Source organism: Mycobacterium sp. DL592, assembly GCF_011694515.1.
Taxonomy (GTDB): Bacteria; Actinomycetota; Actinomycetes; order Mycobacteriales; family Mycobacteriaceae; genus Mycobacterium.
The window spans coordinates 1,301,509-1,325,631 of the sequence record NZ_CP050192.1 but is presented as its reverse complement, the minus strand read 5'-3'; the positions used below and the strand labels follow the sequence as shown (position 1 = coordinate 1,325,631).

At 67.6% G+C, this 24,123-nt stretch carries 22 protein-coding genes and 1 tRNA gene; 4 read left to right on the top strand and 19 right to left on the bottom strand.

Annotated elements, in window-relative coordinates:
• Positions 1 to 2 precede the first annotated feature (2 nt).
• From atpA to fadD1, 12 genes are all read right to left on the bottom strand, one after another.
• Positions 3 to 1,646: a F0F1 ATP synthase subunit alpha gene (gene atpA, locus HBE64_RS06440; RefSeq protein ID WP_167099293.1), complete on the bottom strand. Its 1,644-nt coding sequence runs from the start codon at positions 1,644 to 1,646 to the stop codon at positions 3 to 5.
• A gap of 46 nt (positions 1,647 to 1,692) precedes the next feature.
• On the bottom strand, positions 1,693 to 3,024 hold the full coding sequence (locus HBE64_RS06435) for a F0F1 ATP synthase subunit B/delta (RefSeq protein WP_167099290.1): 1,332 nt from the start codon (positions 3,022 to 3,024) through the stop codon (positions 1,693 to 1,695).
• A gap of 4 nt (positions 3,025 to 3,028) precedes the next feature.
• Complete coding sequence (locus HBE64_RS06430; RefSeq protein WP_167099287.1) at positions 3,029 to 3,544, bottom strand: F0F1 ATP synthase subunit B; 516 nt, start codon at positions 3,542 to 3,544, stop codon at positions 3,029 to 3,031.
• 5 nt (positions 3,545 to 3,549) lie between these two features.
• Entirely contained in the window at positions 3,550 to 3,804 is a 255-nt protein-coding gene (locus HBE64_RS06425) for a F0F1 ATP synthase subunit C (protein ID WP_149441870.1), read from the bottom strand.
• 71 nt (positions 3,805 to 3,875) lie between these two features.
• Complete coding sequence (atpB, locus tag HBE64_RS06420) at positions 3,876 to 4,631, bottom strand: F0F1 ATP synthase subunit A (RefSeq protein WP_167099284.1); 756 nt, start codon at positions 4,629 to 4,631, stop codon at positions 3,876 to 3,878.
• 7 nt (positions 4,632 to 4,638) lie between these two features.
• Entirely contained in the window at positions 4,639 to 5,106 is a 468-nt protein-coding gene (locus HBE64_RS06415) for an ATP synthase subunit I (RefSeq protein ID WP_167099281.1), read from the bottom strand.
• A gap of 233 nt (positions 5,107 to 5,339) precedes the next feature.
• The gene (locus HBE64_RS06410) at positions 5,340 to 6,530 is read right to left on the bottom strand and encodes a glycosyltransferase family 4 protein (RefSeq protein ID WP_167099278.1); all 1,191 of its coding nucleotides are present in this window, start codon (positions 6,528 to 6,530) and stop codon (positions 5,340 to 5,342) included.
• 46 nt (positions 6,531 to 6,576) lie between these two features.
• Positions 6,577 to 7,230 carry an L-threonylcarbamoyladenylate synthase gene (locus tag HBE64_RS06405; RefSeq protein WP_167099274.1) on the bottom strand — a complete coding sequence of 218 codons (654 nt, stop codon included), beginning with the start codon at positions 7,228 to 7,230 and terminating at the stop codon, positions 6,577 to 6,579.
• Positions 7,227 to 8,087, bottom strand: coding sequence for a peptide chain release factor N(5)-glutamine methyltransferase (gene prmC, locus HBE64_RS06400; RefSeq protein WP_371744170.1), 861 nt, complete (start codon positions 8,085 to 8,087; stop codon positions 7,227 to 7,229). The genes HBE64_RS06405 and prmC overlap by 4 nt, the downstream gene beginning before the upstream one ends.
• 34 nt (positions 8,088 to 8,121) lie before the next feature.
• Entirely contained in the window at positions 8,122 to 9,180 is a 1,059-nt protein-coding gene (gene prfA / locus HBE64_RS06395) for a peptide chain release factor 1 (protein ID WP_208300655.1), read from the bottom strand.
• Between the two features lie 111 nt (positions 9,181 to 9,291).
• Positions 9,292 to 9,522, bottom strand: a complete 231-nt coding sequence (rpmE, locus tag HBE64_RS06390; protein WP_167099265.1) for a 50S ribosomal protein L31 — start codon at positions 9,520 to 9,522, stop codon at positions 9,292 to 9,294.
• A gap of 139 nt (positions 9,523 to 9,661) precedes the next feature.
• Positions 9,662 to 11,245 carry a fatty-acid--CoA ligase FadD1 gene (fadD1, locus tag HBE64_RS06385; protein WP_167099262.1) on the bottom strand — a complete coding sequence of 528 codons (1,584 nt, stop codon included), beginning with the start codon at positions 11,243 to 11,245 and terminating at the stop codon, positions 9,662 to 9,664.
• A gap of 133 nt (positions 11,246 to 11,378) precedes the next feature.
• Here fadD1 and HBE64_RS06380 point away from each other — a divergent pair, with 133 nt between their 5' ends.
• Complete coding sequence (locus HBE64_RS06380) at positions 11,379 to 12,044, top strand: TetR/AcrR family transcriptional regulator (protein ID WP_167099259.1); 666 nt, start codon at positions 11,379 to 11,381, stop codon at positions 12,042 to 12,044.
• Positions 12,045 to 12,193: 149 nt separating this feature from the next.
• Positions 12,194 to 12,961 (top strand): RsiV family protein, encoded by a 768-nt coding sequence (locus HBE64_RS06375; RefSeq protein ID WP_167099256.1) that lies wholly within the window; start codon positions 12,194 to 12,196, stop codon positions 12,959 to 12,961.
• Between the two features lie 17 nt (positions 12,962 to 12,978).
• Here the strand turns inward: HBE64_RS06375 and rho are convergent, their stop codons facing one another.
• The 6 genes from rho to argS all read right to left on the bottom strand — a co-directional run bounded on the left by rho (position 12,979) and on the right by argS (position 21,612).
• Positions 12,979 to 14,772, bottom strand: a complete 1,794-nt coding sequence (gene rho, locus HBE64_RS06370; RefSeq protein WP_371744169.1) for a transcription termination factor Rho — start codon at positions 14,770 to 14,772, stop codon at positions 12,979 to 12,981.
• Between the two features lie 413 nt (positions 14,773 to 15,185).
• On the bottom strand, positions 15,186 to 16,130 hold the full coding sequence (gene thrB, locus HBE64_RS06365; protein ID WP_167099250.1) for a homoserine kinase: 945 nt from the start codon (positions 16,128 to 16,130) through the stop codon (positions 15,186 to 15,188).
• Positions 16,131 to 16,143: 13 nt separating this feature from the next.
• Complete coding sequence (gene thrC / locus HBE64_RS06360; protein WP_167099247.1) at positions 16,144 to 17,220, bottom strand: threonine synthase; 1,077 nt, start codon at positions 17,218 to 17,220, stop codon at positions 16,144 to 16,146.
• Positions 17,217 to 18,542 carry a homoserine dehydrogenase gene (locus HBE64_RS06355; RefSeq protein ID WP_167099244.1) on the bottom strand — a complete coding sequence of 442 codons (1,326 nt, stop codon included), beginning with the start codon at positions 18,540 to 18,542 and terminating at the stop codon, positions 17,217 to 17,219. The genes thrC and HBE64_RS06355 overlap by 4 nt, the downstream gene beginning before the upstream one ends.
• A 2-nt stretch (positions 18,543 to 18,544) precedes the next feature.
• Positions 18,545 to 19,876, bottom strand: coding sequence for a diaminopimelate decarboxylase (gene lysA, locus HBE64_RS06350; protein WP_208300654.1), 1,332 nt, complete (start codon positions 19,874 to 19,876; stop codon positions 18,545 to 18,547).
• An 83-nt stretch (positions 19,877 to 19,959) separates the two neighbouring features.
• A complete protein-coding gene (gene argS, locus HBE64_RS06345; protein ID WP_167099238.1) occupies positions 19,960 to 21,612 on the bottom strand; it encodes an arginine--tRNA ligase in 1,653 nt (550 codons plus the stop codon).
• Between the two features lie 140 nt (positions 21,613 to 21,752).
• On the opposite strand from argS, the gene HBE64_RS06340 reads away from it, so the two are divergent.
• Positions 21,753 to 21,825, top strand: a tRNA-Arg gene (locus HBE64_RS06340).
• Positions 21,826 to 22,082: 257 nt separating this feature from the next.
• Positions 22,083 to 23,219 carry a hypothetical protein gene (locus tag HBE64_RS06335; RefSeq protein WP_167099235.1) on the top strand — a complete coding sequence of 379 codons (1,137 nt, stop codon included), beginning with the start codon at positions 22,083 to 22,085 and terminating at the stop codon, positions 23,217 to 23,219.
• A 171-nt stretch (positions 23,220 to 23,390) separates the two neighbouring features.
• On the opposite strand, the gene HBE64_RS06330 is transcribed toward HBE64_RS06335, so the two are convergent.
• A complete protein-coding gene (locus HBE64_RS06330) occupies positions 23,391 to 24,020 on the bottom strand; it encodes a hypothetical protein (RefSeq protein ID WP_167099232.1) in 630 nt (209 codons plus the stop codon).
• Positions 24,021 to 24,123 lie beyond the last annotated feature (103 nt).

The following is a 24,123-nucleotide window of genomic DNA, read 5'->3' as shown; positions in this document are numbered from 1 at the left end:
ACCTAGGCCTTCTTGGGCGCCGGCTTGCGGACCTTGACCGATTCCTTCTCCAGGTCCTCCGGATCGAGCGCCTCAGCGTCTTCGACGACGACCGAGCTGCCGTCAGAGGTCAGGAAGCCCTTCTTGAAGTCATTGATCACCGAAACCAGTGACTCCTCGGCCTCCTCGGAGAGCTTCTTGGACTCCTTGATACCGGTCAGGATGTCGGCGTGGCTGGCCTTGACGTGCTCGAGGAATTCCGACTCGAACCGCGAAACATCTTCGGCCGGAACGGAATCCAAGTGACCCTTGGTGCCGAGGAAGATCGCCACGACCTGATCCTCGACCGCCAGCGGGCTGTACTGCGGCTGCTTGAGCAACTCCACCAGGCGTACACCGCGATCGAGCTGCGCCTTGGAGGCCGCATCCAGATCCGAGGCGAAGGCGGCGAATGCTTCCAGCTCGCGGTACTGCGACAGGTCCAGGCGCAGACTTCCCGCGACCTCTTTCATCGCCTTGATCTGGGCTGCGCCACCCACGCGCGACACCGACACACCGACGTTGACGGCCGGGCGCACACCCTGGTTGAACAGGTCGGACTCCAGGAAGCACTGGCCGTCGGTGATCGAGATGACGTTGGTGGGGATGTAGGCCGAGATGTCGTTGGCCTTGGTCTCGATGATCGGCAGGCCGGTCATCGAACCACCGCCGAGCTCGTCGGACAGCTTGCCGCAACGCTCCAGCAGGCGCGAGTGCAGGTAGAACACGTCGCCCGGGTAGGCCTCGCGGCCCGGTGGGCGGCGCAGCAGCAGCGAGATGGCGCGGTATGCCTCGGCCTGCTTGGTCAGATCGTCGAACACGATCAGCACGTGCTTGCCGGCGTACATCCAGTGCTGGCCGATGGCCGAACCGGTGTAGGGGGCCAGCCATTTGAAGCCGGCGGCGTCGGATGCCGGGGCGGCGACGATGGTGGTGTACTCCATCGCCCCACCCTCTTCCAGCGCCCGCTTGACGCTGGCGATGGTCGAGCCCTTCTGGCCGATCGCGACGTAGACGCAGCGCACCTGCTGCTTGGGATCGCCGGTCTCCCACGCCTCACGCTGGTTGAGGATGGTGTCGACGCAGACGGCGGTCTTGCCGGTCTTGCGGTCGCCGATGATCAGCTGGCGCTGGCCGCGGCCGATGGGCGTCATGGCGTCGATGGCCTTGATGCCGGTCTGCAGCGGCTCGCTGACGCTCTGACGCTGCACCACCGAGGGCGCCTGCAGCTCGAGCACGCGCCGGGTCTCGGCCTCGATGTCGCCCTGGGCGTCGATCGGCTGGCCGAGCGGGTTGATCACGCGTCCGAGGAAGGCATCGCCGACGGGCACCGAGAGCACCTCGCCGGTGCGCTTGACCTGCTGGCCCTCTTCGATCTTCTCGAAGTCACCGAGGATGACCGCGCCGACGCTGTGCTCGTCGAGGTTGAGCGCCACACCCAGCACGCCGCCGGGAAACTCCAGCAGCTCCTGGGTCATCACCGAGGGCAGGCCCTCGACGTGGGCGATACCGTCGCCCGCATCGATGACGGTGCCGATCTCTTCGCGCCCGGTGTCCGCCTCGAAGCTAGAGACGTAATCCTGGATGGCGCCCTGGATGTCGTCAGCCGAGATTGTCAACTCTGCCATGGCTTTTCGTCTTCCTGCCTTTGTTCTGGGTCTGGGGTGGTTCGTGCTAGTCGGGCAGCTTGGTGACTGCTGCGGCCAGCCTGGAGGACAGCGTTCCGTCGATCACCTCGTCGGCGACGGCGACCGAAAGGCCGCCCAGCACATCGGGATCGATGTTCAGCTGCACCGAAACTGGGTGGTTGTAGATGCGGGTGAGCACCTGGGTGAGGCGGGTGCGCTGGGCATCGCTGAGATCGGTTGCCGCGTTCACCTGCGCGACGATCTCGCCGCGGCGGGCGACCGCCAACTGAGCAAGCCTCAGTACCGCCTCGTCGGCACGTTCGCCGCGAAGTAGACCCACGGTCTGAGTCAGCAGTGCCGTCGCGGTGGGGTTAGCGCCGTGCTCCTGGCTCATGAGCTTTCGGACCAGGTCGGCGCGGGCCTCGGCGGGCTTGGCGTAATCGCTGAGCAGTGAGGTCAGCTGCGGCCGTGCGTCGAGGATCCGGCTGAACCGGAACAGCTGCTCCTCGACGTCGTCGGCCTGGTTGTCGCGCTCCGCGCGCACCAGCAGGCTCAGCCGCGCGACATGCTCGACGGCGTCGACCAGGTCGGAGGTGTGCGACCACCGCACGGACACCGCGGAATCGAGCAGGCTCAGCGTGGTGTCGCCGACCTTGCCTGCCAGCAGACGCGCAAGCAGTTGCTTCTTGGCCTCTACTTCACCGGTCGCCTCGGCGAGGTGACGAGACAGGATCGGCTCGGCGACAAGCAAGCTGGCCACCGAGGCCAACTCGTCGGACAACGTCGACAACGCGTCACCGGACAGCCCGGACGAGACGGCGTCGAACTTCGCCACCACCGCGGTCTGCGCTTCCCGGCTTGCCGAGCGCAGATCCGAGGAGACTTCGGGCGTGAAGGCCGCCGGTGCCATCGAGTCGAGCTCGTCGAGGAAGCGGTCGATGGTCGCCGACTGGGCCTGCGGGTCGGCGATGTGCGCACGCACCAGATCGCCGGCGCGGCGGATCGACTCAGCGCCCAGCTCCGAACGGAGCTGGCGGATCAACTGGGTGCGCAACAGCGCAACCTGCTGTCCGCCTTGGACTTTGATCCTCTCGACCTCGACGTCAGCCTGTGCGCGAAGCTGTTCGGCGATCCGCACGGAATCGGCACGCGCCTCGTCGACGATGTGCTTGGCTTCGGCCTTGGCCTCGGCGATCCGCTCGGCGTGATGCTTGTCGGCATCAGCCAGTCGCTCGGCCGCCGCGGCGCTCTCGTCGAGCTGGTTGCGCACCGCTTCCCGCTGGTTGGCCATCATGGTCCGGACCGGCGGCACCACGTAGCGCCAGATGATCCAGACGATGACCAGGAAGCCGATGAGCTGTCCGATGAAGGTTGACATTCTCCTACCGTCCCGACGCCGTCGACGCCGCCGTAGTGGACACCTCGACACCGAGGACCCGGCTGGCCAGCGTTGTCGAGAGGTTTTCCACCGAGGACCTCAGGTCCGCCGCGATCGCGTCGCTTTGCAGCTTGAGCTGCTCGGACGCGTCCTGAAGCGTGCCCGCTGCCTCTTCGCTGGCGCGGCCACGCATCTCGTCGAGGATCTTGCGACCCTCGGCCCGAGCCTCATCGCGGATACCCGCCGCCTCGGTACGGGCCGCCTGCAACTCCTTCTGGTAATCGGAGTCGGCGGCGGCCTCCTGCTCGGCGGCCTTGCGGTTGTCCTCGGTGGTCTTGACGACCATCGCCTCGCGCTCACCGAGCACCTTCTGGATCGGCGGCACGACGAACTTGCCGATCACGCCGAGCACGATCAAGAAGATGGCCAGCACGAAGAAGAAGGTGCCGTTGGGGATGAGGAAGTTCGACGTGCCGCCGCCTTCCTCAGCCGCCAACAAGGTGACGCTGTGCTCCCCCATGCCGGCTAGGAGGCGCCGGGGGTGGCGAAGACGAACAACGCCATGAACGCCAGGTTGATGAAGTACGCCGCCTCCACCAGACCAACGGTGATGAAGAACGGGGTGAACAGGCGGCCCTGGGCCTCAGGCTGGCGGGCGATGCCGGAGATCAGGGCGTTGCCGGCGATGCCGTCACCGATGCCGGCGCCGATGGCGCCGCCGCCCAGAATGAGGCCGCCACCGATGAGGGCGCCCATGACGATTTGGGGGTCTGCTGCCATTCTCTATCCTCCTTGATTGCTGGTAGGACTCCTACCAGGCTGTGGGTGGTTCGGGGGTCGAACACGTCTATTTAGTGGTGCTCCTCATCCAGTTCCATGGACTGGCTGAAGTACAGGATTGTCAGCAGGGCGAAGATGAACGCCTGGATGAGGCCGACGAAGAGGTCGAAGGTCTTCCAGATGGCGTTCGGCGCCCACATGATGTACGGCGGGAACAGCGCGATCAGCGCGACCATGATGCCGCCGGCGAAGATGTTGCCGAAAAGTCGGAGAGACAGCGAGATCGGCTTCGCGATTTCCTCGACCAGGTTGATCGGCGCCAGGAACGCGACGTGACCCTTGAGCAGCTTGACCGGGTGACCCAGCAGGCCGCGCCGCCAGATGCCTGCGGCGTGGTAGCAGAGGAACACGAACAGCGCGAGGGCGAGCACGAAGTTGATGTCGGCGGCGGGCGGTTTGAGCAACTCGCCTGTCCCCCCGTTGGCCGTGCCGTACTGCACCGGCAGCACCGAGATCCAGTTCGCGATGAGGATGAAGACGAACAGCGCGACGGCCAGCGGCAGCACGAACGGGGCGACCTTCATACCGATGGCCTGCTCGATCTGGCCGCGCATCTGGGTGGTCAGCGCCTCCCAGAACAGCTGGACACCGCTGGGCACACCGGTCGAGGTGACCTTGGCCCGCAGGAAGAACGCCAGCGCGATGACGATGACGGCGGCGACGGCGGTGGCCAGGATGGTGTCGACGTTCACCGTCATTCCGAGCCAGGTGGCGGTGGTGTGATGACCGACCTCGATGGCGCCCTCGGCCAGGATTCGTTCACTCATGGTGTGCTCAATCCTTCGATGCTTCTTCGGGGGTGCCCGACCCCGCGGCTACAACGTCACTGTCTTCACCCGTGCGAATCTTCTTCCACACAGGTAGCGCAGTACTCAAAACAAGCAAAACCTGGAACAACGCCAACCCGAACAGCACGCCGAGGCCCGTCGGCCGGAACGAGAACGCGATCGCCAGGCCGATGGCGCTGATGATCAGCAGCCGGGTGGCGGAGTTCAGCGCCATCTTGCGCTTGAGCGGATGGTCGCCTGCGGTGATCGACTCCACCGAACGCTGGACAAGGACGGCGTTGAGCAGACCGAGAGCCAGCCCGATACCGAAGAACACGCCGTACATGATGTGGCCCGCGAAGGCGGCCAGACCGACAGCGAGGATGGTCAGAGCGCAGCAGATCGCAAGCAGCCGAACGGGCCGGAAGGCAACGGACGGAAACACCAACGGCGCATCTTGCGCTGGCGTCGTCACAGGTTCACCTCAATCTTGCGTTGTCGAGAGCTGTTCGAGCGATTCTTACGTGGCCCGCCGAGCGTATCGGACGGCGAAAGGCGCACTGGAATCACCCAAGGGGAGCTCCCTTTGTCGGTCATAGATCGGCTCATCGGAGGTGAATCCGACGGGCCGGGGGCCGGCAACCCGCGAGGTTTCTTTCGGGTTCTGCCAGCACCGTACCACATGGTAGACGGGCCTAAACACGTCTACTACTCCGCGTCGTAAACACCCTCGTAGTCGTCGTCTCCGCGCCGCAGCAGAGGGATCAAAGTGACGACCACGGCCACTACGATCGCGGCCAGCATCACCGCCCCGGTGTAGCGCGGATCGAAGAAGATCGTGCTCGCCGCACCGAGGGCGACAATGCCGACCCACAGGTAGATCAGCAACACCACCCGCCGGTGCGAATGGCCGATCTGCAGCAACCGATGATGCAGGTGCATCTTGTCGGGGCTGAACGGGCTCTGCCCCGCCCTGGTGCGCCGCACGATCGCCAGCAACATGTCCAGGGCCGGAACGAACATCACCGCCACCACCAACAGGAACGGCGACAACAACGCGAAGACATCCCTGGCGCCGTACGCGCTCTGCGAGATCGGGCCCGCCGCCGTCGTCGACGCGGCGGCGAGCATCAACCCGATCAGCATCGAGCCGGAATCGCCCATGAAGATCTTGGCCCGGTAGAAGTTGTGCGGCAGGAAGCCCAGGCAGGCCCCCGCCAGCACCACCGAGATCACCGCCGGCGGATAGAACAGCACATCACCGCCGTGGTCACGCAGCAGTCCGACAGAGAAGATGCAGATGGCCGAGGCGGTGATCAGCCCGAGGCCGGCGGCGAGGCCGTCGAGCCCGTCGACGAAGTTCATCGCATTGACGATCGAGACGGTGAGCGCCAGCGTCAGCAGGATCGACGAGACCTGGTCGAGCACGATCGTGCCCACGCCGCCGAACGGGATGTAGAGGACGCTCCAGGCCACCCCCATGGTGACGAGCACGCTGGCAGCGGTGATCTGGCCGGCAAACTTGGTCAGTGCGTCCAGGCCCCAGCGGTCGTCGATCAGGCCGATGACCATGATGAGCCCGCCGGCGACGACCACCGCGGGCATGCCCGAGGAGTAGATGAACCCTCGCGTCAATGCCGGCAGCTGCGAGGCGAGGAACACCGCGGCGACCACGCCGAGGTACATCGCCAGCCCGCCCATCCGGGGCGTCGGCCGGGTGTGGACGTCACGCTCGCGGGGGTATGCCAGCGCACCGGCCCGGGTGGCCAGCACGCGCACCCAACCGGTGGCGAAATAGGTGATGATCGCCGCCGTCAGGCCGACGAGCGCCAACTCCCGCAGCGGGACACCGGCACCGCGGTCCGACAGTGCGAGAAGGACTTCGGTTCCGCTGGACATTTGCACAAAACCGTACTGCACCAAGCTGTGGCCGGCGCCAGGCCGATCAGTCGGTCAGCGAGGCGGCGTCGACACCGAGAACGTCGGCGACGGCCTGGACACTGATCGGGCCCTCCCGCAGGATGCGCGGCGTCGGGCCGGTGAGGTCGACGATGGTCGAGGCGGCCTGCTGCTGCGAGGGCCCGGCGTCGAGGTACACCTGGACCAGGTCCCCCAGCTGGTTTTGGGCCTCGTCGGCCGTGGTGGCCGGCGGGCGCCCGGAGATGTTGGCGCTGGAGACGGCCATGGGCCCGGTTTCGCGAAGCAGTTCGATGGCCACCGGGTGCAGCGGCATGCGCAGCATGACGGTGCCGCGCGCATCGCCGAGGTCCCACTGCAGCGACGGGGCCTGCTGGACCACCAGGCTCAGCGCCCCGGGCCAGAACGCCCGGATCAGCTCACGTGCGGCGTGCGGAACGGTGTAGACCAGGCCCTCGATGGTGTGCCAGGACCCGACCAGCACACCGACCGGCATGTCACGACCGCGCCCTTTGGCGGCCAGCAGACCGGCAACGGCGTCGCTGTCGAAGGCGTCGGCGCCGAGGCCGTACACCGTGTCGGTGGGCATGACGACCAGCCGGCCGCTTTTGACCGCGGCGGCCGCCGCGGAGATGGCTTCGGCGCGCCGGGCGCTGTCTGCGCAGTCGAACACCTGGGTCATGGTGCGTCCTCCATGTTGGGTCGGCCCCTGCGTGCCGTCACAAAGCGTGAGCGTCCCGCCAAGTCACGGCGCGCCGTGACGGCTGTGAAAAGTCCAGTGCGGCTGATGGTTTCAACCGTCTGCTGTGATGTCGTGTCGTCGTGTTCGATAGCCAGCAACCCGCCGTCGCGCAACCAGCGGCCGGCCAGGCCCACGATGGGGCCGATCACCGCCATGCCGTCGGGGCCGCCGAACAGTGCGTGAGCCGGGTCGTGATCGGCGACTTCGGGTTCCAGCACCGCCCCGGCAGGGATGTAAGGGGGGTTGGACACCACGAGGTCGACCGTACCGTCCAGCTCGGGCAACAGCCCGGCCACGGTGACATCGGCATGCACGAGGTCCACCGCAGTGGCCTCGGCGTTGCGCCGGGCGTACTCCAGGGCGCCGGGATCGTCGTCGACGGCGACGACCCGGGCGCGCGGCCAGGCGGCCGCCAGCGCCAGCGCCAATGCACCCGAACCGGTGCACAGGTCGACGATCACCGGCTCATCCGGTAGACGTTGGGCCACAGCCCATTCCAGCATCGCCTCGGTTTCGGGCCGCGGGATGAACACACCGGGACCGACCCGAAGTTGCAGCGGCCCGAAGGCCGCGGTACCGGTGAGGTGCTGCACGGGGATACGCCGCCTGCGCTCGGAGATCACCTGGTCGTAGCGAGGGTAGAAGTCCGGCCCGGGCGGGTCGATGGTGGCCAGCCGACCCCGTTCGGCGCCGGCGACATGGGCGGCCAGCAGCTCGGCATCGGTTCTGGCGGAGTCGATTCCGGCCTCGGCGAGGGCAGCGGCGGCCGAGTTGATGGCCTGCCGCAGCTGCCTCAGGCCTGAGGCTCGGTTCCCGGTCATGTCTGGGCTCTTAGGCCTGTTGGAGCCGGGCTTGCTTGTCGGCGGCGGCCAGCGCATCCAGCAGGGCGTCCATATCGCCGTCGAGCACCTGGTCGAGATTGTGTGCCTTGAAGTTGATCCGGTGGTCGGCGATCCGGTTCTCCGGGAAGTTGTAGGTCCGGATCCGCTCGCTGCGGTCGACGGTGCGGATCTGGCTGGCGCGATCAGCCGAGGCGTCGGCTTGGGCCTGCTCCTCGGCGAGCGCCTGCAACCGCGCGGCCAGCACCTGCATGGCGCGGGCCTTGTTCTGCAGCTGGGAGCGTTCGTTCTGGCAGGTGACGACGATATTGGTGGGCAGGTGGGTGATGCGCACCGCCGAGTCGGTGGTGTTGACGCCCTGACCGCCCTTACCGGAGGACCGGTAGACGTCGATGCGCAGATCGGATTCGTCGATCGCGACCTGCTCGACTTCCTCGGGCTCGGGGTAGACCAGCACGCCTGCTGCCGAGGTGTGCACCCGGCCCTGCGATTCGGTGACGGGCACCCGCTGCACGCGGTGCACGCCACCTTCGAACTTCAGCCGGGACCACACGCCGTCGGCGGTATCGGCCTTGCTGCGGATCGACAGCGTCGCGTCCTTGTAGCCACCGAGATCGCTGGTGGTCTCGTCGAGGACAGTCACCGTCCAGCCGTGCCGCTCGGCATAGCGGATGTACATCCGGGCGAGGTCGGCGGCGAACAGTGCCGACTCCTCACCGCCCTCACCGGATTTGACCTCCAGGACGATGTCGTCGGCGTCGTGCGGGTCGCGGGGGGCGAGCAGGTCGGTCAGATGTGCGTCGAGTTCGGCGACGCGGGCTTCCAGATCGGGGACCTCCGCGGCGAAGGAGGCGTCCTCGGCCGCCAGTTCGCGTGCCGCCTCGAGGTCGCCGCGGGCGGTTTCGAGCTTGCGGTACGTCGCGACGATCGGGGCCAGCTGGGCGAAGCGGCGCCCGACCCTGCGGGCATTACCGGCGTCGCCGTGCAGTTCGGGATCGGAGAGCTGACGCTCGAGGTCGGCTTGTTCGGCGAGGACGGTGTCTATCGCCATCGCGGCTTGCTGAGCCATTCAACCCTCCTTCGCAGTCATCTGTGCCCGAACGCAGACCGACGCCCGGCCTCTCGCTGAATAATCGCGACAGATCGGGCGTCGGTAAGGCAGCTAGTTGTCAGCCGACTCGTTCGTCTTGCGCTTGCCGTAGCGCTTCTCGAAGCGGGCCACGCGGCCGCCGCTGTCGAGGATCTTCTGCTTGCCGGTGTAGAAGGGATGGCACTGCGAGCAGACCTCGACCACGATGTGGCCGCCGTCCTTGGTGCTGCGGGTGGTGAAGCTGTTGCCACAGCCGCAGACCACGGTGGTCTCGCCGTAGGCAGGATGAATGCCTGTCTTCATGGTGTCCTCTTCATTCGTAGGTCGCCGGGTCGCCCTTGGGAAACTCCCTGGTAAGCGGGCGTGAACCGGTACCTGAGGTGGTCGACGGTCCAGTATGCCAGGTTGACCGTCACCTGCCCAAACGCCGCTATCGCCGGGGCTATTCCGGTGTGACCGGACGGTAGACCTTCTCGCGGGCGGCGCGCGTCCACAGCTGCCCGCCTTCGGGGTGGGCACCGCGGGTGATCAGCTCGCGCTTGAGCACCTTGTTGGTGGCCGTCGTCGGCAGCTCGGGGGCGATCCAGACGTGGCGCGGCCAGGCCTTCGGCGACAGGTCGGGCTGGGCGGCGAGGAAGTTCCCGAAGGCCTCCGGGGTGAGCTTGGCCTGCTCGCCGAGCAGCAGCGCGACCATCACCTGGTCCCCCACGTGCTCGTCGGGCACCGGGTACACCACGGCCTGGCTGATCTCGGGCAGCCGCAGGATGATCCGCTCGATCGGGGCGGCGGCCATGTTCTCGCCGTCGACCCGCATCCAGTCGGCGGTCCGGCCGGCCAGGTAGATCCAGCCGTCGGCGTCGCGGTAGCCGAGATCGCCCGACCAGTACATGCCGTGGCGCAGCCGCTCGTCGGTGGCTCCGGCGTCGTTGTAGTAACCGCCGAACATGCCACCGCCGGTGGTGTTGACGATCTCACCGATCGCCTCTTCGGCGTTGGCCAGCGCCCCGTTCTCGTCGAACACCGCCGTCGCGCATTCCTGCAGCGTCTCGGAGTTGTAGATGGCCACCCCGGGGAATCCGCGGCCGACCGACCCCTGCGGACAGTTGTCCTCGCGGGTGATGATGACAGCACCCTCGGTGGAACCGAAGCCGTCCCAGACCGTGCAGCCGAAGCGCCTGCCGAACTCGGCGATGTCGCGGTCGGTGGCCTCGTTGCCGAAGGCGACCCGAAGCGGGTTGTCGTGGTCGTCGGGACGTTCGGGGGTGGCCAGCACGTAGGCCAGCGGCTTGCCGACGTAGTTCATGTAGGTGATGCCGTAGCGGCGCAGGTCGTCGAGCAGACCGGAGGCGCTGAAGCTGGCCGGCGCCATGGCCGCGCCCGCCGACAGTGCCACCGCCCACCCGGCCATCAGCGCGTTGGAGTGGAACAGCGGCATCGACAGGTAACAGACGTCGGAGGCGGTGATCTCGAAGCGGTCGACGAGTGCCACGCCGGCGAACGGCACCATCATGTGGGCCACCTGGACGGCCTTGGGCTCGCCGCTGGTGCCGGAGGTGAAGATCAGCATGAAGGTGTCGGTGGCGGTGACCTCGCGGTGCGGAGTCAGCTCCCCCGCGTCGGCCAGCAACCGCCGCCATTCCTCGGAGTCGACGTCGAGCACCCGCACGCCAGCAAGGTCGAAACCGTCGAGCAGGCCCCGGTGCTCAGCATCGGTCAGCAGGATCTGGCAGTGGGCTTTGGCGATGTCGCGTCCCAGCGCCTCGCCGCGGCGGGTGTTGTTGACCCCGCAGAGCACGTAGCCGCCCAGCCCGGCGGCGGCCATCGCGGTGAGCATGGCGGGGGTATTGCCCAGCAGGGTTCCGACGTGCAGCGGGCGGTCGGCGTCGGCGAGCGCGATCAGAGCCGCCGCCTGCCGCGACGCCTCGTCGAGATGGGCCTGCCAGGTCCACACCTGATCGCCGAACTTGACCGCGGGGGTGGTCTCGTGGAGGCGTTCACGAAGCAGCTGCTGGACCGTCTCGGCCATGGAACTCCTGTCGGGTTGTTGCTTTACCGCCAATTGCGCGCGCGGTACAGGTCACAATAGAAGCTCAGAGTAAACAGGATTAGGAATCTGTCTACTGCCGCGTCCCGGACGCGGCGGGACCAGGTTTGACAGGATGGCGGAGCACATCGTCACACATGCCGAAGGAGAAGCCGGGGTGACCGCACGCGCCGACGCGGACAGCCGGACCGCCACCAAGACGGTTCGGGAGCGACTGATCGACGCTGCCGAAGTCTGTCTGCGGGCCAAGGGCATCCGGGCGACGACCGTGTCGGAGGTGGCCGAGGCGGCCGGTGTGTCGCGCGGCTGGCTCTACCGGCACTACCCGGACAAGGTGGCACTGCTGGGGGCGGCGATCGTTCGGCTCAACGAGGCGTTCTGGAACGAGTCCAACCAGACCCTGGCGGCCCTCCCCGGTTTCGAGGAGCAGCTGACCGTCGGCGTCCGGCTGGGCCGCAGCGCCCACGAAACCCCCGGGGCGCTGGTGATGCAGCTGCGGCGCGAGGAGCCCGACGAGTTCGCTGCCTGCGCCGGCGCGGGCGTGCAGGGGTTGTTGCCCGACCTCGGCCACTTCTGGCGCCCGTACCTCGAAAGTGCGCGCGAGCGCGGCGAGATCCACCCCGACACCGACCTGGACGAGGCCGCCGAGTGGGTGGCCCGGGTGCAGATCAGCCTGGGCACCGTGCCCGGCGACACCCTGGACGCCGACGACTACGAGGCGGTGCGTCGCTACATGCGTCGATACGTGTTGCCCGGACTGCAGGCTCCACCTGCGCGGTGATGCTTGACCAGTGAAATTTGGTGCGCCATGGGCCATAGCGAAAGCAGCTGAGCGCCAAGCACTATCACGAATCATGTGCAGCGTTGGTGAAATGACAGCAAATTACCAGGTCATTTCGTTCTGGCGAATACAGCTGCCAGAATGCCCTCATGAGCTTTGCCGGCCGCCGCGTGGTCGTGCTGGCGACGGCATTGGCAGCCGCGCTGGTGGCCTGCGGTACCGACTGGGAACAGAATCTGCCGTTGACCTCTTCGGCTACCGCGGCACCGGTGCACACCGGAGTTTCGAACGGGAAGGCGTACACCGTCGACCGGTCGAGTTCGACCGGCACGACCACCGACGGCGCCGGGCGCTGGGATCTGGCCATCGACACCCTGACCGGCGGTGATCCGCGGGTCAGTGCGGCGTTCAACGACGCCGTGCACCACGCCGCGCAGCGCCTACTCGACGAGACGACGGCCGCGCGGCCGGACAAGGGGCGGTGGACATTCGAGACCTCGCCGCAGATCCGCTTCGCCACCACGTCAGTGTCCGCGCTGATCAGCGGTGAATTCAGCGTCGAGGGTGCCGACCATTCCGTCGGGTCGGTAACCAACGTCGTCATCGACTCGCGCTCGGGGCGCCAGATCACGCTCAAGGAACTCTTCGTCAACGATCAGGAGGGCCTCAACCGGCTCTCCGAGCAAACCAAGCTGTTGTTGCCGCCGGCGATGGGCGTCACGGCCACGCCGATGCCCAACCATCCGGGCAACAAACCGCTGCTGGAGAACTTCGACAACTGGATTCCCACGCCGGCCGGCCTGGAAATCCACTTCGCTGACCATCAGTTCACCGCGGGCACCCCGGTGATCACGGTGCCCTGGTCAGCGTTGAACGACCTGCTGGCGCCGGGTATGGACGCCCTGCGACGCCCCTAACCGGCCGAAACTCCAGGTCAGTCGACGTTGTCCTTGTCCATGCCCGGCGCGGTCTTGGAGACCTGCACCAGGAACTCGTAGTTGTTCTTGGTCTTCCGCAGCTGGCTCATCAGCAGGTCGATGGCCTGGTGTGAGTCCAGCCCGGACAGCACCCGGCGCAGCTTGTGCACCACCGAGAACTCGTCGGGCGAGAGCAGCAGCTCGTCCTTGCGGGTGCCCGACGGGTTGACGTCGACCGCGGGGAACACCCGGCGCTCGGCGATCTTGCGGTCGAGCTTGAGCTCGGCGTTACCGGTGCCCTTGAACTCCTCGAAGATCACCGTGTCACCGGTCGAACCGGTCTCCACCATGGCGGTGGCGATGATGGTCAGCGAGCCGCCGTGTTCGATGTTGCGGGCCGCACCCAGGAACCGCTTGGGCGGGTACAGCGCGGTGGAGTCCACACCACCGGACAGGATGCGCCCCGACGCCGGGGAGGCGTTGTTGTAGGCGCGTCCGAGCCGGGTGATGGAGTCCAGCAGGACGACGACGTCCTTGCCCTGCTCGACCAGTCGCTTGGCCCGCTCGATCGCGAGTTCGGCGGCCTGGGTGTGGTCTGACGGCGGCCGGTCGAAGGTCGAGGCGATGACCTCGCCCTTGACCGAACGCTGCATGTCGGTGACCTCTTCGGGCCGTTCGTCGACCAGCACCACCATCAGGTGGCACTCGGGGTTGTTCTTCGTGATCGCGTTGGCGATGTCCTGCATGATCGTGGTCTTACCGGCCTTCGGCGGGGACACGATCAGGGCGCGCTGGCCCTTGCCGATGGGCATGATCAGGTCGATCACGCGGGTGGTGAGCCGCTCGCTGGTGGTCTCCAGGCGCAGCCGCTGGTTCGGGTAGAGCGGGGTCAGCTTGCTGAACTCGGGGCGGTTCTTGGCCGCGTCGACCGGGCCGCCGTTGACGCTGTCGAGGCGGACCAGCGGGTTGAACTTCTGCCGCTGATTCTGACCGCCGCCATCGCCTTCTTTAGCCACCCTCACCGCGCCGGTGACCGCGTCGCCGCGGCGCAGGCCGTTCTTGCGAACCATGTTCATCGAGACGTAGACGTCGTTGGGGCCGGCCAGGTAGCCGGAGGTGCGCACAAATGCGTAGTTGTCCAGGACGTCGAGGATGCCGGCCACCGGCTGCACGACGTCGTCCTCGCGCAACTCGGCCTCGTTGCCGCCGGCACCGCCTTCGCCGCCGGTGCGCTCACCGCGGCGCCTGCGGTCCCGGAACCGGCGGCCACGGCGGCCACCACGGTCACCGTCGTCATCGCCGCCGCCTCCGCCGCGGTTCTGGTTGCCGCCGTCGCCACCCTGGTCGTTCGACTCACGGTTGGACTCACGGTTCGAATCGCGATTCGACTCGCGGTTGGACTGACGGTTGTCAGCCCTGTTCTCGTTGCGGGACTCGCCCTGGTTATCGGGCTTGTTCTGGGCCGGAGCCTGCGCCTGCTCGGTACCGGACTCGGCCGGCTTCTGCTGTTCGGTGCTCTCGGTGGGAGCCCCGGCGCCACGGTTGGCGGTGCGGCGCTCACGGCGCGGCTGTTCGGGGGCGCCGTTCTCGGCGGTGTTCTCGGCAGTGTTGCCGGAGGTGTCGGCCGCGGGGCGGGCTTCCACCGCCGGCTCGGCGGCGGCCTGGGGCGCGCCGTTGGCGGCGGTGTGCGAGCTTCCGTTGCCGCCGTTCTGGGCTTCCCGGATGGCGGCGATGAGGTCGCCCTTGCGCATGCCAGAGGTTCCCTTCACGCCAACGCGGTTGGCCAGGGCCCGGAGTTCGGGCAGAACCATCGTCGAGAGCGACCCGGTTGCGCCGGCGTCCGCGGTGCGGGCGGCCTGCTCAGGCGGCGACGAAGGTTGTGAGACCACGGCGGGCGCATCCGGTTGAGGTGCGCTGTCTCCAGCCGTGATGAGGTCCGTATCGGTCACGGATTTCCTTTCTTACCCCGCGGTTTCATCGTGCGAGGGGTTCTGGCATTCAGCCGATTCGCTGAATGCGAAGTCACACCGTCATCTCAGCGCCAACGGTGACCGTCGGGATGCGCGGCCACATGGCGAACCGCCAGTCAACGACTTGAACACGAGAAGAATTGGTGGTCGTCCTAGTCTCGGCGCAGGTTAAGACTCTGCGATTGCCTGGACGGGACCGAGAATATCCCTCTTTACGGCCGGAAAGCAAGAAATGCCACCGGCGTGTATCCATGTCAGCCGTGGACAGCGACACCGGTGCTCCAGCGAACTCCCTCGCCGAGCCCCAGTTCGGTGACCGCGAATCCGTTGGCGACGCCGTGTTCGAGCACCTCGGCCGGCAATTCCGCGCTGGTGGTCAGCGCCAGCACCGACGGCCCGGCGCCCGAAAGCACCGCCGGAATGCCACAACGACGCAGGACCTGCAGAAATTCCGCAGAGGCGGGCATCGCCGGGGCACGCTGCGGCTGGTGCAGCGCATCCTCGGTGGCGGCCATCAACAGGTCGGGGCGCTCGGTGAGCGCGACGACCAGCAGCGCGGCCCGGCTCAGATTGAAGCGTGCGGCGGTATGGCTGACGTGTTCGGGCAAAAGAACCCGGGTCTCGGCGGTGGAGGACCGCTCCTCGGGGATGCCCGAGAACAGATGGATGTCGGGGTGCAGTCGCAGGGGCGCGGCGGCATATGTCGGCGGCTGGGTGTGGGTGTCGGTCCACGACACCACCGCCCCGCCGAGCACCGAGGCTGATGCGTTGTCCGGGTGGCCTTCGAACTCCGAGGCCAGCTGGATCAGCCGGGCTTCGTTCAACGGTTCCAGATCTGCTTGTGCCACAAGGCCATTCGCGGCAGCCAGGCCTCCGACCACGGCCGCGGCCGAGGAGCCCAGACCCCGCGAGTGCGGGATGACGTTGCGACAGCGCACGAGCAGCCCGGGCGCGTCGGCACCGGCGGCGAGCAGGCCGCGGTGCACGGCGCGCACCACCAGGTGGTCGTGGCTGTGCGGAACCTGGCCGGCGCCCTCGCCGTCCACCTCGATGACGAGGCCGCCGTCGGTGGTCTCGACCAGGATCTCGTCGTAGAGACCCAGGGCGACGCCCAGGCTGTCGAAGCCGGGGCCGAGGTTGGCGCTGGACGCCGCGACAGACGCGCTGGCGCTCAGTCCGGCAGGCAGGCTCACGGTCACCGGTGCTCTGTCCTCAGGCCAGGCCGAGTTCGGCGACGACGGCACCCGGGTCGACCGGGACGGCCCTGACGGTCGGCATGCCGCGCAGTGCGGTGTCGGGGTCTTTGAGACCGTTGCCGGTCACGGTGCACACCACGGTCGAACCCGGCTTGACCCAGCCGTCCTCGACAGCCTTGAGCAGCCCGGCGATGCTGGCTGCCGACGCCGGCTCGACGAACACGCCCTCGGCCTGGGCGACCAGGTGATAGGCGGCCAGGATCTCGTCGTCGGTGGCGGCCAGGAAGCGGCCGCCGGACTCCTGCTGTGCGGTGACGGCCCCATCCCATGAGGCCGGCGAGCCGATCCGGATGGCCGTGGCGATGGTCTCGGGGTGGCTGACCGGCTTGCCCAGCACCAGCGGTGCGGCGCCGGCGGCCTGGGTGCCCAGCATCCGCGGCAGCTTGTCGCTGACGCCGTCGCGGTGGTACTCGGTGTAGCCGCGCCAGTAGGCGGTGATGTTGCCGGCGTTGCCGACGGGCAGTGAATGGATGTCCGGGGCGGTGCCCAGCGCGTCGACGATCTCGAACGCCGCGGTCTTCTGGCCCTCGATGCGTACCGGGTTGACGCTGTTGACCAGCGAGATGGTCGGGTAGTCGGCGGTGAGCTTACGGGCAAGTTCCAGACAGTCGTCGAAGTTGCCGTCGATCTGAATGATCTTGGCGCCGTGCATGACTGCCTGCGCCAGCTTGCCCATCGCGATCTTGCCCTGCGGAATGAGCACTGCGCAGGTGATGCCCGCGCGTGCGGCGTATGCCGCCGCCGACGCCGAGGTGTTGCCCGTCGAGGCGCACAGCACCGCCTTCTGCCCGCGGGCGACGGCGTCGGTGACCGCCATCGTCATGCCGCGGTCTTTGAACGAGCCGGTCGGGTTGAGCCCTTCGACCTTCAAATGAACTGTGCAGCCGGTCTTTTCCGACAACCGCGGCGCGGGGACCAGCGGGGTGCCACCTTCGAGCAGCGTCACCGGCGTCCAGTCCGCCGCCACCGGCAGCCGGTGACGGTAGGCCTCGATCAGGCCCGGCCACGGGGTGTGGACCTTCGTCGTGCTCATTCGCTGGTTCCCTCCAATCGCAGCACGCTGTTGATGCTCTGCACCGCTTCGAGATCGGCCAGCGCGGAGACGGTTTCCGACAGCGCGGCATCAGTGGCGCGGTGGGTGACCACCACGATCCGCGCACCGGACGGCTGGCCCTCCTCGTCGGTGAGGCCTTCCTGGCGCACCTCGGCGATACTCACTTCGCGCTTACCGAATTCGTCTGCGACAGAGGCCAGTACGCCCGGCCGGTCGGCGACGGTCATGCTCACGTAGTAGCGGGTCGAGATCACGCCCATCGGGGCGATCGGCAGCTGGGCGTACTTGGATTCCCGCGGTCCGCGGCCGCCCTGTACCCGGTTACGGGCCGCCATCACGACGTCACCCATCACCGACGAGGCGGTCGGCGCACCACCGGCGCCCTGGCCGTAGAACATCAGCCGGCCGGCGGCTTCGGCCTCGACCACGACCGCGTTGAACGCCCCGTTGACGGTGGCCAGCGGATGAGTCAGAGGTACCAGCGCCGGGTAGACGCGCGCCGAAACCCGTTGCTGTCCTTCAGGTGTGGTGATTCGCTCGCAGATCGACAACAGCTTGATGGTGCAGCCGAGCGCCTTGGCGGCTTCGAAGTCCGCGGGGCTCACCTTGGTGATGCCCTCGCGGTATACGTCGTCGGCGGTGACCCGGGTGTGGAACGCGATCGACGCCAGGATCGCGGCCTTGGCGGCGGCGTCGTATCCCTCGACGTCGGCGGTGGGGTCGGCCTCGGCGTAGCCCAGCGCGCTGGCATCGGCCAGCGCGGAGGCGTAATCGGCTCCCGTCGAGGCCATCTCGGAGAGGATGTAGTTGGTGGTGCCGTTGACGATGCCGGCCACCCGCAGCACCGAGTCACCGGCCAGTGACTGCGTCAGCGGCCGGATCACCGGGATGGCGCCGGCCACGGCGGCTTCGAAGTAGAGGTCCACGTGCGCGCGCTCGGCAGCCTGCGCGAGCTCGCCGGTGGATTGCGCCAGCAGCGCCTTGTTCGCGGTCACCACGGACTTGCCCTGCTCGAGAGCGGACAGGATCGCCTTGCGGGCCGGCTCGACCGGGCCCATCAGCTCGACGACGATGTCGACGTCGTCGCGGGACACCAACTCCTCGACGTTGTCGGTGAGCAGGCCGACGGGCACGCCGCGGTCATCGGCGACGCGTCGCACTGCCACACCCCGCAACTCCAGCGGGGCACCGATGCGCGCAGCCAGGTCGACGGCGCTCTCCTCGATGATGCGCACGACCTCGCTGCCGACGTTACCCAGCCCCAATACCGCGATGCCGATGGCCTTTTCGGGTGTACTCATGGTTACCTCACTTCCAAACTCAACAAGTCTTCGACGGTCTCCCGGCGCAGGATCAGGCGAGCCCGCCCGTCGCGCACGGCCACCACCGCGGGGCGGCCGATCAGGTTGTACCGACTCGACATCGAATAGCAGTAGGCGCCGGTGGCGGCTACCGCCAGCAGGTCGCCTGGGTGTACGTCATCCGGCACCCAGGCATCGCGAACGACGATATCGCCGCTCTCGCAATGCTTTCCTACGATCCTGGCCAGCACCGGCTGGGCATCGCTGCCCCGGGAGACCAGCCGGACGTCGTATTCGGCACCGTAGAGCGACGTGCGGATGTTGTCGCTCATGCCGCCGTCGACGCTGATGTAGCGCCGTGATGAGCCGGCACTGATCGCCACGTCTTTGACGGTGCCCACCTGATAGAGGGTCACGGTGCCCGGTCCGGCGATGGCACGTCCGGGCTCGACGACCAGTCGCGGTGACGGCAGGCCGACGGCCGCCGACTCGTTGTGCACGATCGCACCGAGTTTGGCCGCCAGGTCCTGCACCGGCGGCGGATCATCCTGTGCCAGATAGGAAATGCCGAGGCCGCCACCGAGGTCGACGGTGGCGATCTGGGCGGTCTTGTCGACGCCGAATTCGGCGACCACGTCACGCAGCAGGCCGATCACGCGGTGCGCGGCGAGTTCGAATCCGGCGACGTCGAAGATCTGCGAGCCGATGTGGCTGTGTAAGCCGACCAGCCGCAGGTGGTCGGCGGCGAACACCCGGCGCACCGCCGTCATGGCGGCGCCACTGGCCAGCGATAGGCCGAACTTCTGGTCCTCGTGGGCGGTGGCGATGAACTCGTGGGTGTGGGCTTCCACACCGACGGTGATGCGGATGAGCACGTCCTGCACCACCCCGGCGTCACCGGCGATGAGGTCCAGGCGGTCGATCTCGGTCATCGAGTCGAGCACGATATGGCCGACGCCAGCCTTGACGGCGGCGGTGAGTTCGTCGACCGATTTGTTGTTGCCGTGGAACGCGATTCGTTCGGCCGGGAAGCCTGCGTGCAGGGCCACCGCAAGTTCGCCGCCGCTGGCGACGTCCAGGGACAAGCCCTCCTCGGCGACCCAGCGGGCGATCTCGCTGCAGAGGAAGGCCTTGGCCGCGTAGTGCACGTTGTGACCGCCACCGAATGCCGCGGATATCTCCCGGCAACGGTTGCGGAAGTCGTCCTCGTCGATGACGAACAGTGGGGTGCCGTACTCGGCGGCCAGATCGCTCACCGCCACGCCGGCGATCACCACCTCGCCATCGGGTCTGCGAATCAGGTTGTGCGGCCACACTTTCGGGGCCAACGCCATGGCGTCGGCGGCGCTGACGGGTCGCTGCGGCGCGCCGCCGTGGTGGATCTCCTCGGCGTGCCGTGGGCCGGCCGGGTGAGCGTTCACATCCGCTCCGGTGCGGACACGCCCAGGATGCCCAGCCCGTTGCCGATCACCTGGCGGGTGGCGTCGCACAACGCCAGCCGGGCTCGATGCAAGTCGGTGGGTTCTTCGTCGCCCTGGGGAAGCACCCGGCAGGAGTCGTAGAACCGGTGGTAGTCCCCCGCCAGGTCCTCGAGGTAACGGCACACCCGGTGCGGTTCGCGCAGCGAGGCCGCGGACTCGAGCACCCGGGTGAACTCGCCCAGGTTGCGGATCAGGGTGCCCTCTTTGTCATGGGTGAGCAGATCCAGGTGTGCGGTGTCGGGCGCCAGGCCGAGTTCGGCGGCGTTGCGGGCCAGTGCCGAGAGCCGGGCGTGGGCGTATTGCACGTAGTAGACCGGGTTTTCGCTGGACGCCGAGGACCACAGCTGCAGGTCGATGTCGATCGGGCTGTCCACCGAGGAGCGGATCAGTGCGTATCGCGCGGCGTCGACTCCGATGGCCTCGACGAGGTCGTCGAGGGTGATCACCGTGCCGGCCCGCTTGCTCATCCGCACGGGTTGCCCGTCGCGGACGAGGTTCACCATCTGGCCGATCAGCACCTCGACGGTGTCCGGGTCGTCACCGAGCGCGGCGGCAGCCGCCTTCAACCGCGCGATGTAGCCGTGGTGGTCGGCACCCAGCATGTAGATGCACAGATCGAAGCCGCGCTGGCGCTTGTCCAGGTAGTAGGCCAGGTCGCCGGCGATATAGGCGGGCTGGCCGTCGCTCTTGATGACGACGCGGTCCTTGTCGTCACCGAATTCCGTTGTGCGAAGCCAGGTTGCGCCATCCTTTTCGTAGATGGCGCCGTTCTCCCGGAGCTTGGCGATCGCCTGGTCCACGCGTCCGCTGGTGTGCATGGAGTCTTCGTGGGTGTAGACGTCGAAGTCGGTGCCGAACTCGTGCAGGGACTTCTTGATGTGGTCGAACATCAGGTCCACGCCGATGGACCGGAACGTCTCCTGCTGCTCCCCGCCGGTCAAGCTCAGTGCGTCGGGGGCCTTGGCCAGGATCTGGTCTGCGATGTCGTTGATGTAGGCGCCGGCATAGCCGTCGGCAGGGGCCGGTTCGCCTTTGGCGGCGGCGATCAGCGACTTGGTGAACCGGTCGATCTGCGCGCCGTGATCGTTGAAGTAGTACTCCCGGACCACGTCGCCGCCCTGGGTGGACAGTAGGCGACCGAGCGCATCGCCGACGGCCGCCCACCGGGTGCCACCGATGTGGATGGGGCCGGTGGGGTTGGCCGAAACGAACTCGAGGTTGATCCTCTGGCCCTGCAGCAGCCCGGAATGGCCGTATCCGGCACCGGCGTCGAGGACGTTGCGGACGATGAGGCCCTGGGCCGAGGCCTCGATGCGCAGGTTCACAAAGCCCGGCCCGGCGACCTCGGCCGAGGCGATCCCGTCGGCTTCGGTGAGCGCAGCGGCCAGCCATCCGGCCAGTTCCCGGGGGTTTGCGCCGACCTTCTTGGCGACCTGCAGCGCCAGATTCGTCGCGTAATCGCCATGCTCGGGGTTGCGCGGGCGCTCGACGGTCACGACCGCGGGAAGCGCGGCGGTGTCGAGGCCATGCGCGGCCAGCACCGCGGCGGCGGTGTTCTTCAGCAGCTCGGCGAGGTCGGCGGGGGTCACGGGGGTCCATCCTATGGTCTGACGTGGTCAGAGCCTGCACCTGCATCCCGGGTCGCTGCGCTCTCGGGGCGGGCCTTGGTGGGGCAGCGCCGAGATGAGTTAGGCTATGCAGGCCCAAACGGCGCATGTCATCTCGATGCGCCCCCGTAGCTCAGGGGATAGAGCGTCTGCCTCCGGAGCAGAAGGCCGCAGGTTCGAATCCTGCCGGGGGCACTCAGCGTTCGAACGGCTTCAGATCGCCCGGCACCCATACCCGGCTATCGATCGTGCACCAGAGCATCGAGGACACGGCCTTGCGTGTCGCCGGGATGCCGCAACCGGCCACCACGCTGAGCTGCCGCAGCTCACCGGCATCATGTGTGCGCCAGCTATGAATGTGGCAAAGAGTTGGCCGAAACTCTTTCTGCCTCACGCCGGGGAGAGGTACGGTCCTTACCGGCAAAGACACCGACGAACATTGAGGTACGCCGATGCATCAGGCTCGAGTCAAAGGCGGCGTGTTGCTCGGGGCACTGGTCTCCGGTGCGCTCGGCGCCGGGACACTCAGTGCAGCCCCAGCCGCCAACGCCAACTGCTTCTCGGCATTCGGGATCGGCAACGGCAACGGCTGCACGAGCAACCTGACGACCTTCGCCATCGGGATCGGCAACGGCGCGACGGCGAGCGCGGGCGGCCTTCTGAACGGGGCGATCGCGATCGGTGACGGCGCCAGCGCCACCACGGTCTTGAGTGCGTTCACCTGGGCGGCGGCCCTCGGTGACAGCGCCTCGGCCGGGGCCATCACCTCCTTCTTCTCCACCGCACTGCAAATCGGGGCGGGCACTGCCTCCAACTGGGGCGCCCTGAACCTTGTCATCAGCCAGAACACCGGCAACGGAAACGCGGAGGCCGGCGCCATCGGCGTCCTCAACTTCTCCTACCAGCTGGGCCAGGGCACGTCGTCGACCCTCGGTTTCCTCAATTACTCCGCCGGTGTCAATCCGCTGGGATCCGGCGGCCAGACCACCGGCGCGGCCGGGTTGTTGAACTTCTCCCTGCAACTGGGGCCGGGCACCACGTCGACGGTCGGCGGCCTGAACATCGCGATCGGCTTCCTGCCCAACAACAACGGCCAGCAGACCACCGCAGCCGGTGGAATCGCCTCCGCCGCACTCAATATCTCGGGCGATACCGGTAACAACAACGTCTCCTCGGCGGGAATCCTCACCGGCGCCGTCAACATCAACGGCAATAACACCACGGTGGCTGCCGGAAATTCGGCCACGCCGTCGATATTGCTCGGCGCCTTCAATGCCCAGGGCAATGGCAACACCGTCAGCGCCGGCCCGGGCGCTGCAGCGCTGGCGGGATCGGTCGGGCAGAACGGTGCCACGGTCGCCGCGGGTGGCCCTGGCTTCAACATCAACGGATTCGCCGTCGGCCGGCCGTCGGCCGCGACCGGAGGCAATAACGCAACGAGCGCCGCAGCGACGACCACGTCGGCCGATTCCTCCGAGGCCACGGGTCCCAAGCACGCGGCGAAGACCAGCGGTGGGACGGCCCGGCAAGCGAAGGCGTCCGACTCCTCCTCGGGCTCCACCGGCGGCGGCGGGCGGCACCGGAAGTAGCCGGTGCAGACAGCGGACGGGAATTACCGGGATGGGCACAGGGCGCGACTCCAGGGACGAACACCGAGCTTGCCCGGCCCGGGATAACCGACCGAAGGTATGTATCGGCACAACGACACTCGGCATCCGACGGCCTGACCAGGCATTTGCTGGAGCCGCCAGCTTGCTTTGCTACGATCTGTGACCGGGGTAACAGGGGACCGGGAAACGAACAGTGACAGCAAAACATCGTGCGGCACGTGAGGAGCGTTCTCGTGCGCGCCACCGCGCTTCCCGCCCGCACGGCGAGCTGTCCACCTGGCTTGGTGCCGGCGCGCTCACCGTCGGTGTCTGCGCGTCCCTAGCCGGGGCCACCGGGGTCGCTAACGCGGCCCCGTCGAACGACGCCGCCGGCTCAACCGACAGCGCAGCGTCAGCGTCGACCTCCAAGTCCACCGGCTCAGCCCGTCCGCACACGGGCACCACAACCTCGAAACCCAAGTCTTCCAGCAGTTCTCCGGCCGCGGCCACGTCCACCGGCCGGTCGTCGACAGCCAATACTGCCACCACCACGATTGATCCGGTGGCGGCTGCCAGCACCACCACCACCACCGTCTCCCCCGCTGCCGCAGATGCCGCGCCGGCCGCTGCCGCCACGCTGAGCGCCACAGCCACGCCGGCTGCAGCCGCGCCCGCAGCCGCTGCCGTCGCCAAGACGACCGTTGCGGCCTCGGCGATCCCCGTGCTGCCCACATTGCCCTCGCTGTTCCCCTGGACCGGCGCGCTCAGCGACTTCATGGCGTTGTTGGTCAGCGACGGCACCGCCGATCATCCGAATGCGGGCCTGCTGATCGGCAACGGCTACAGCTACGGCACGGTGGCCGGTGACTGCACCGCGGCATCCGGCAGCTGTAATGGCGGCAAT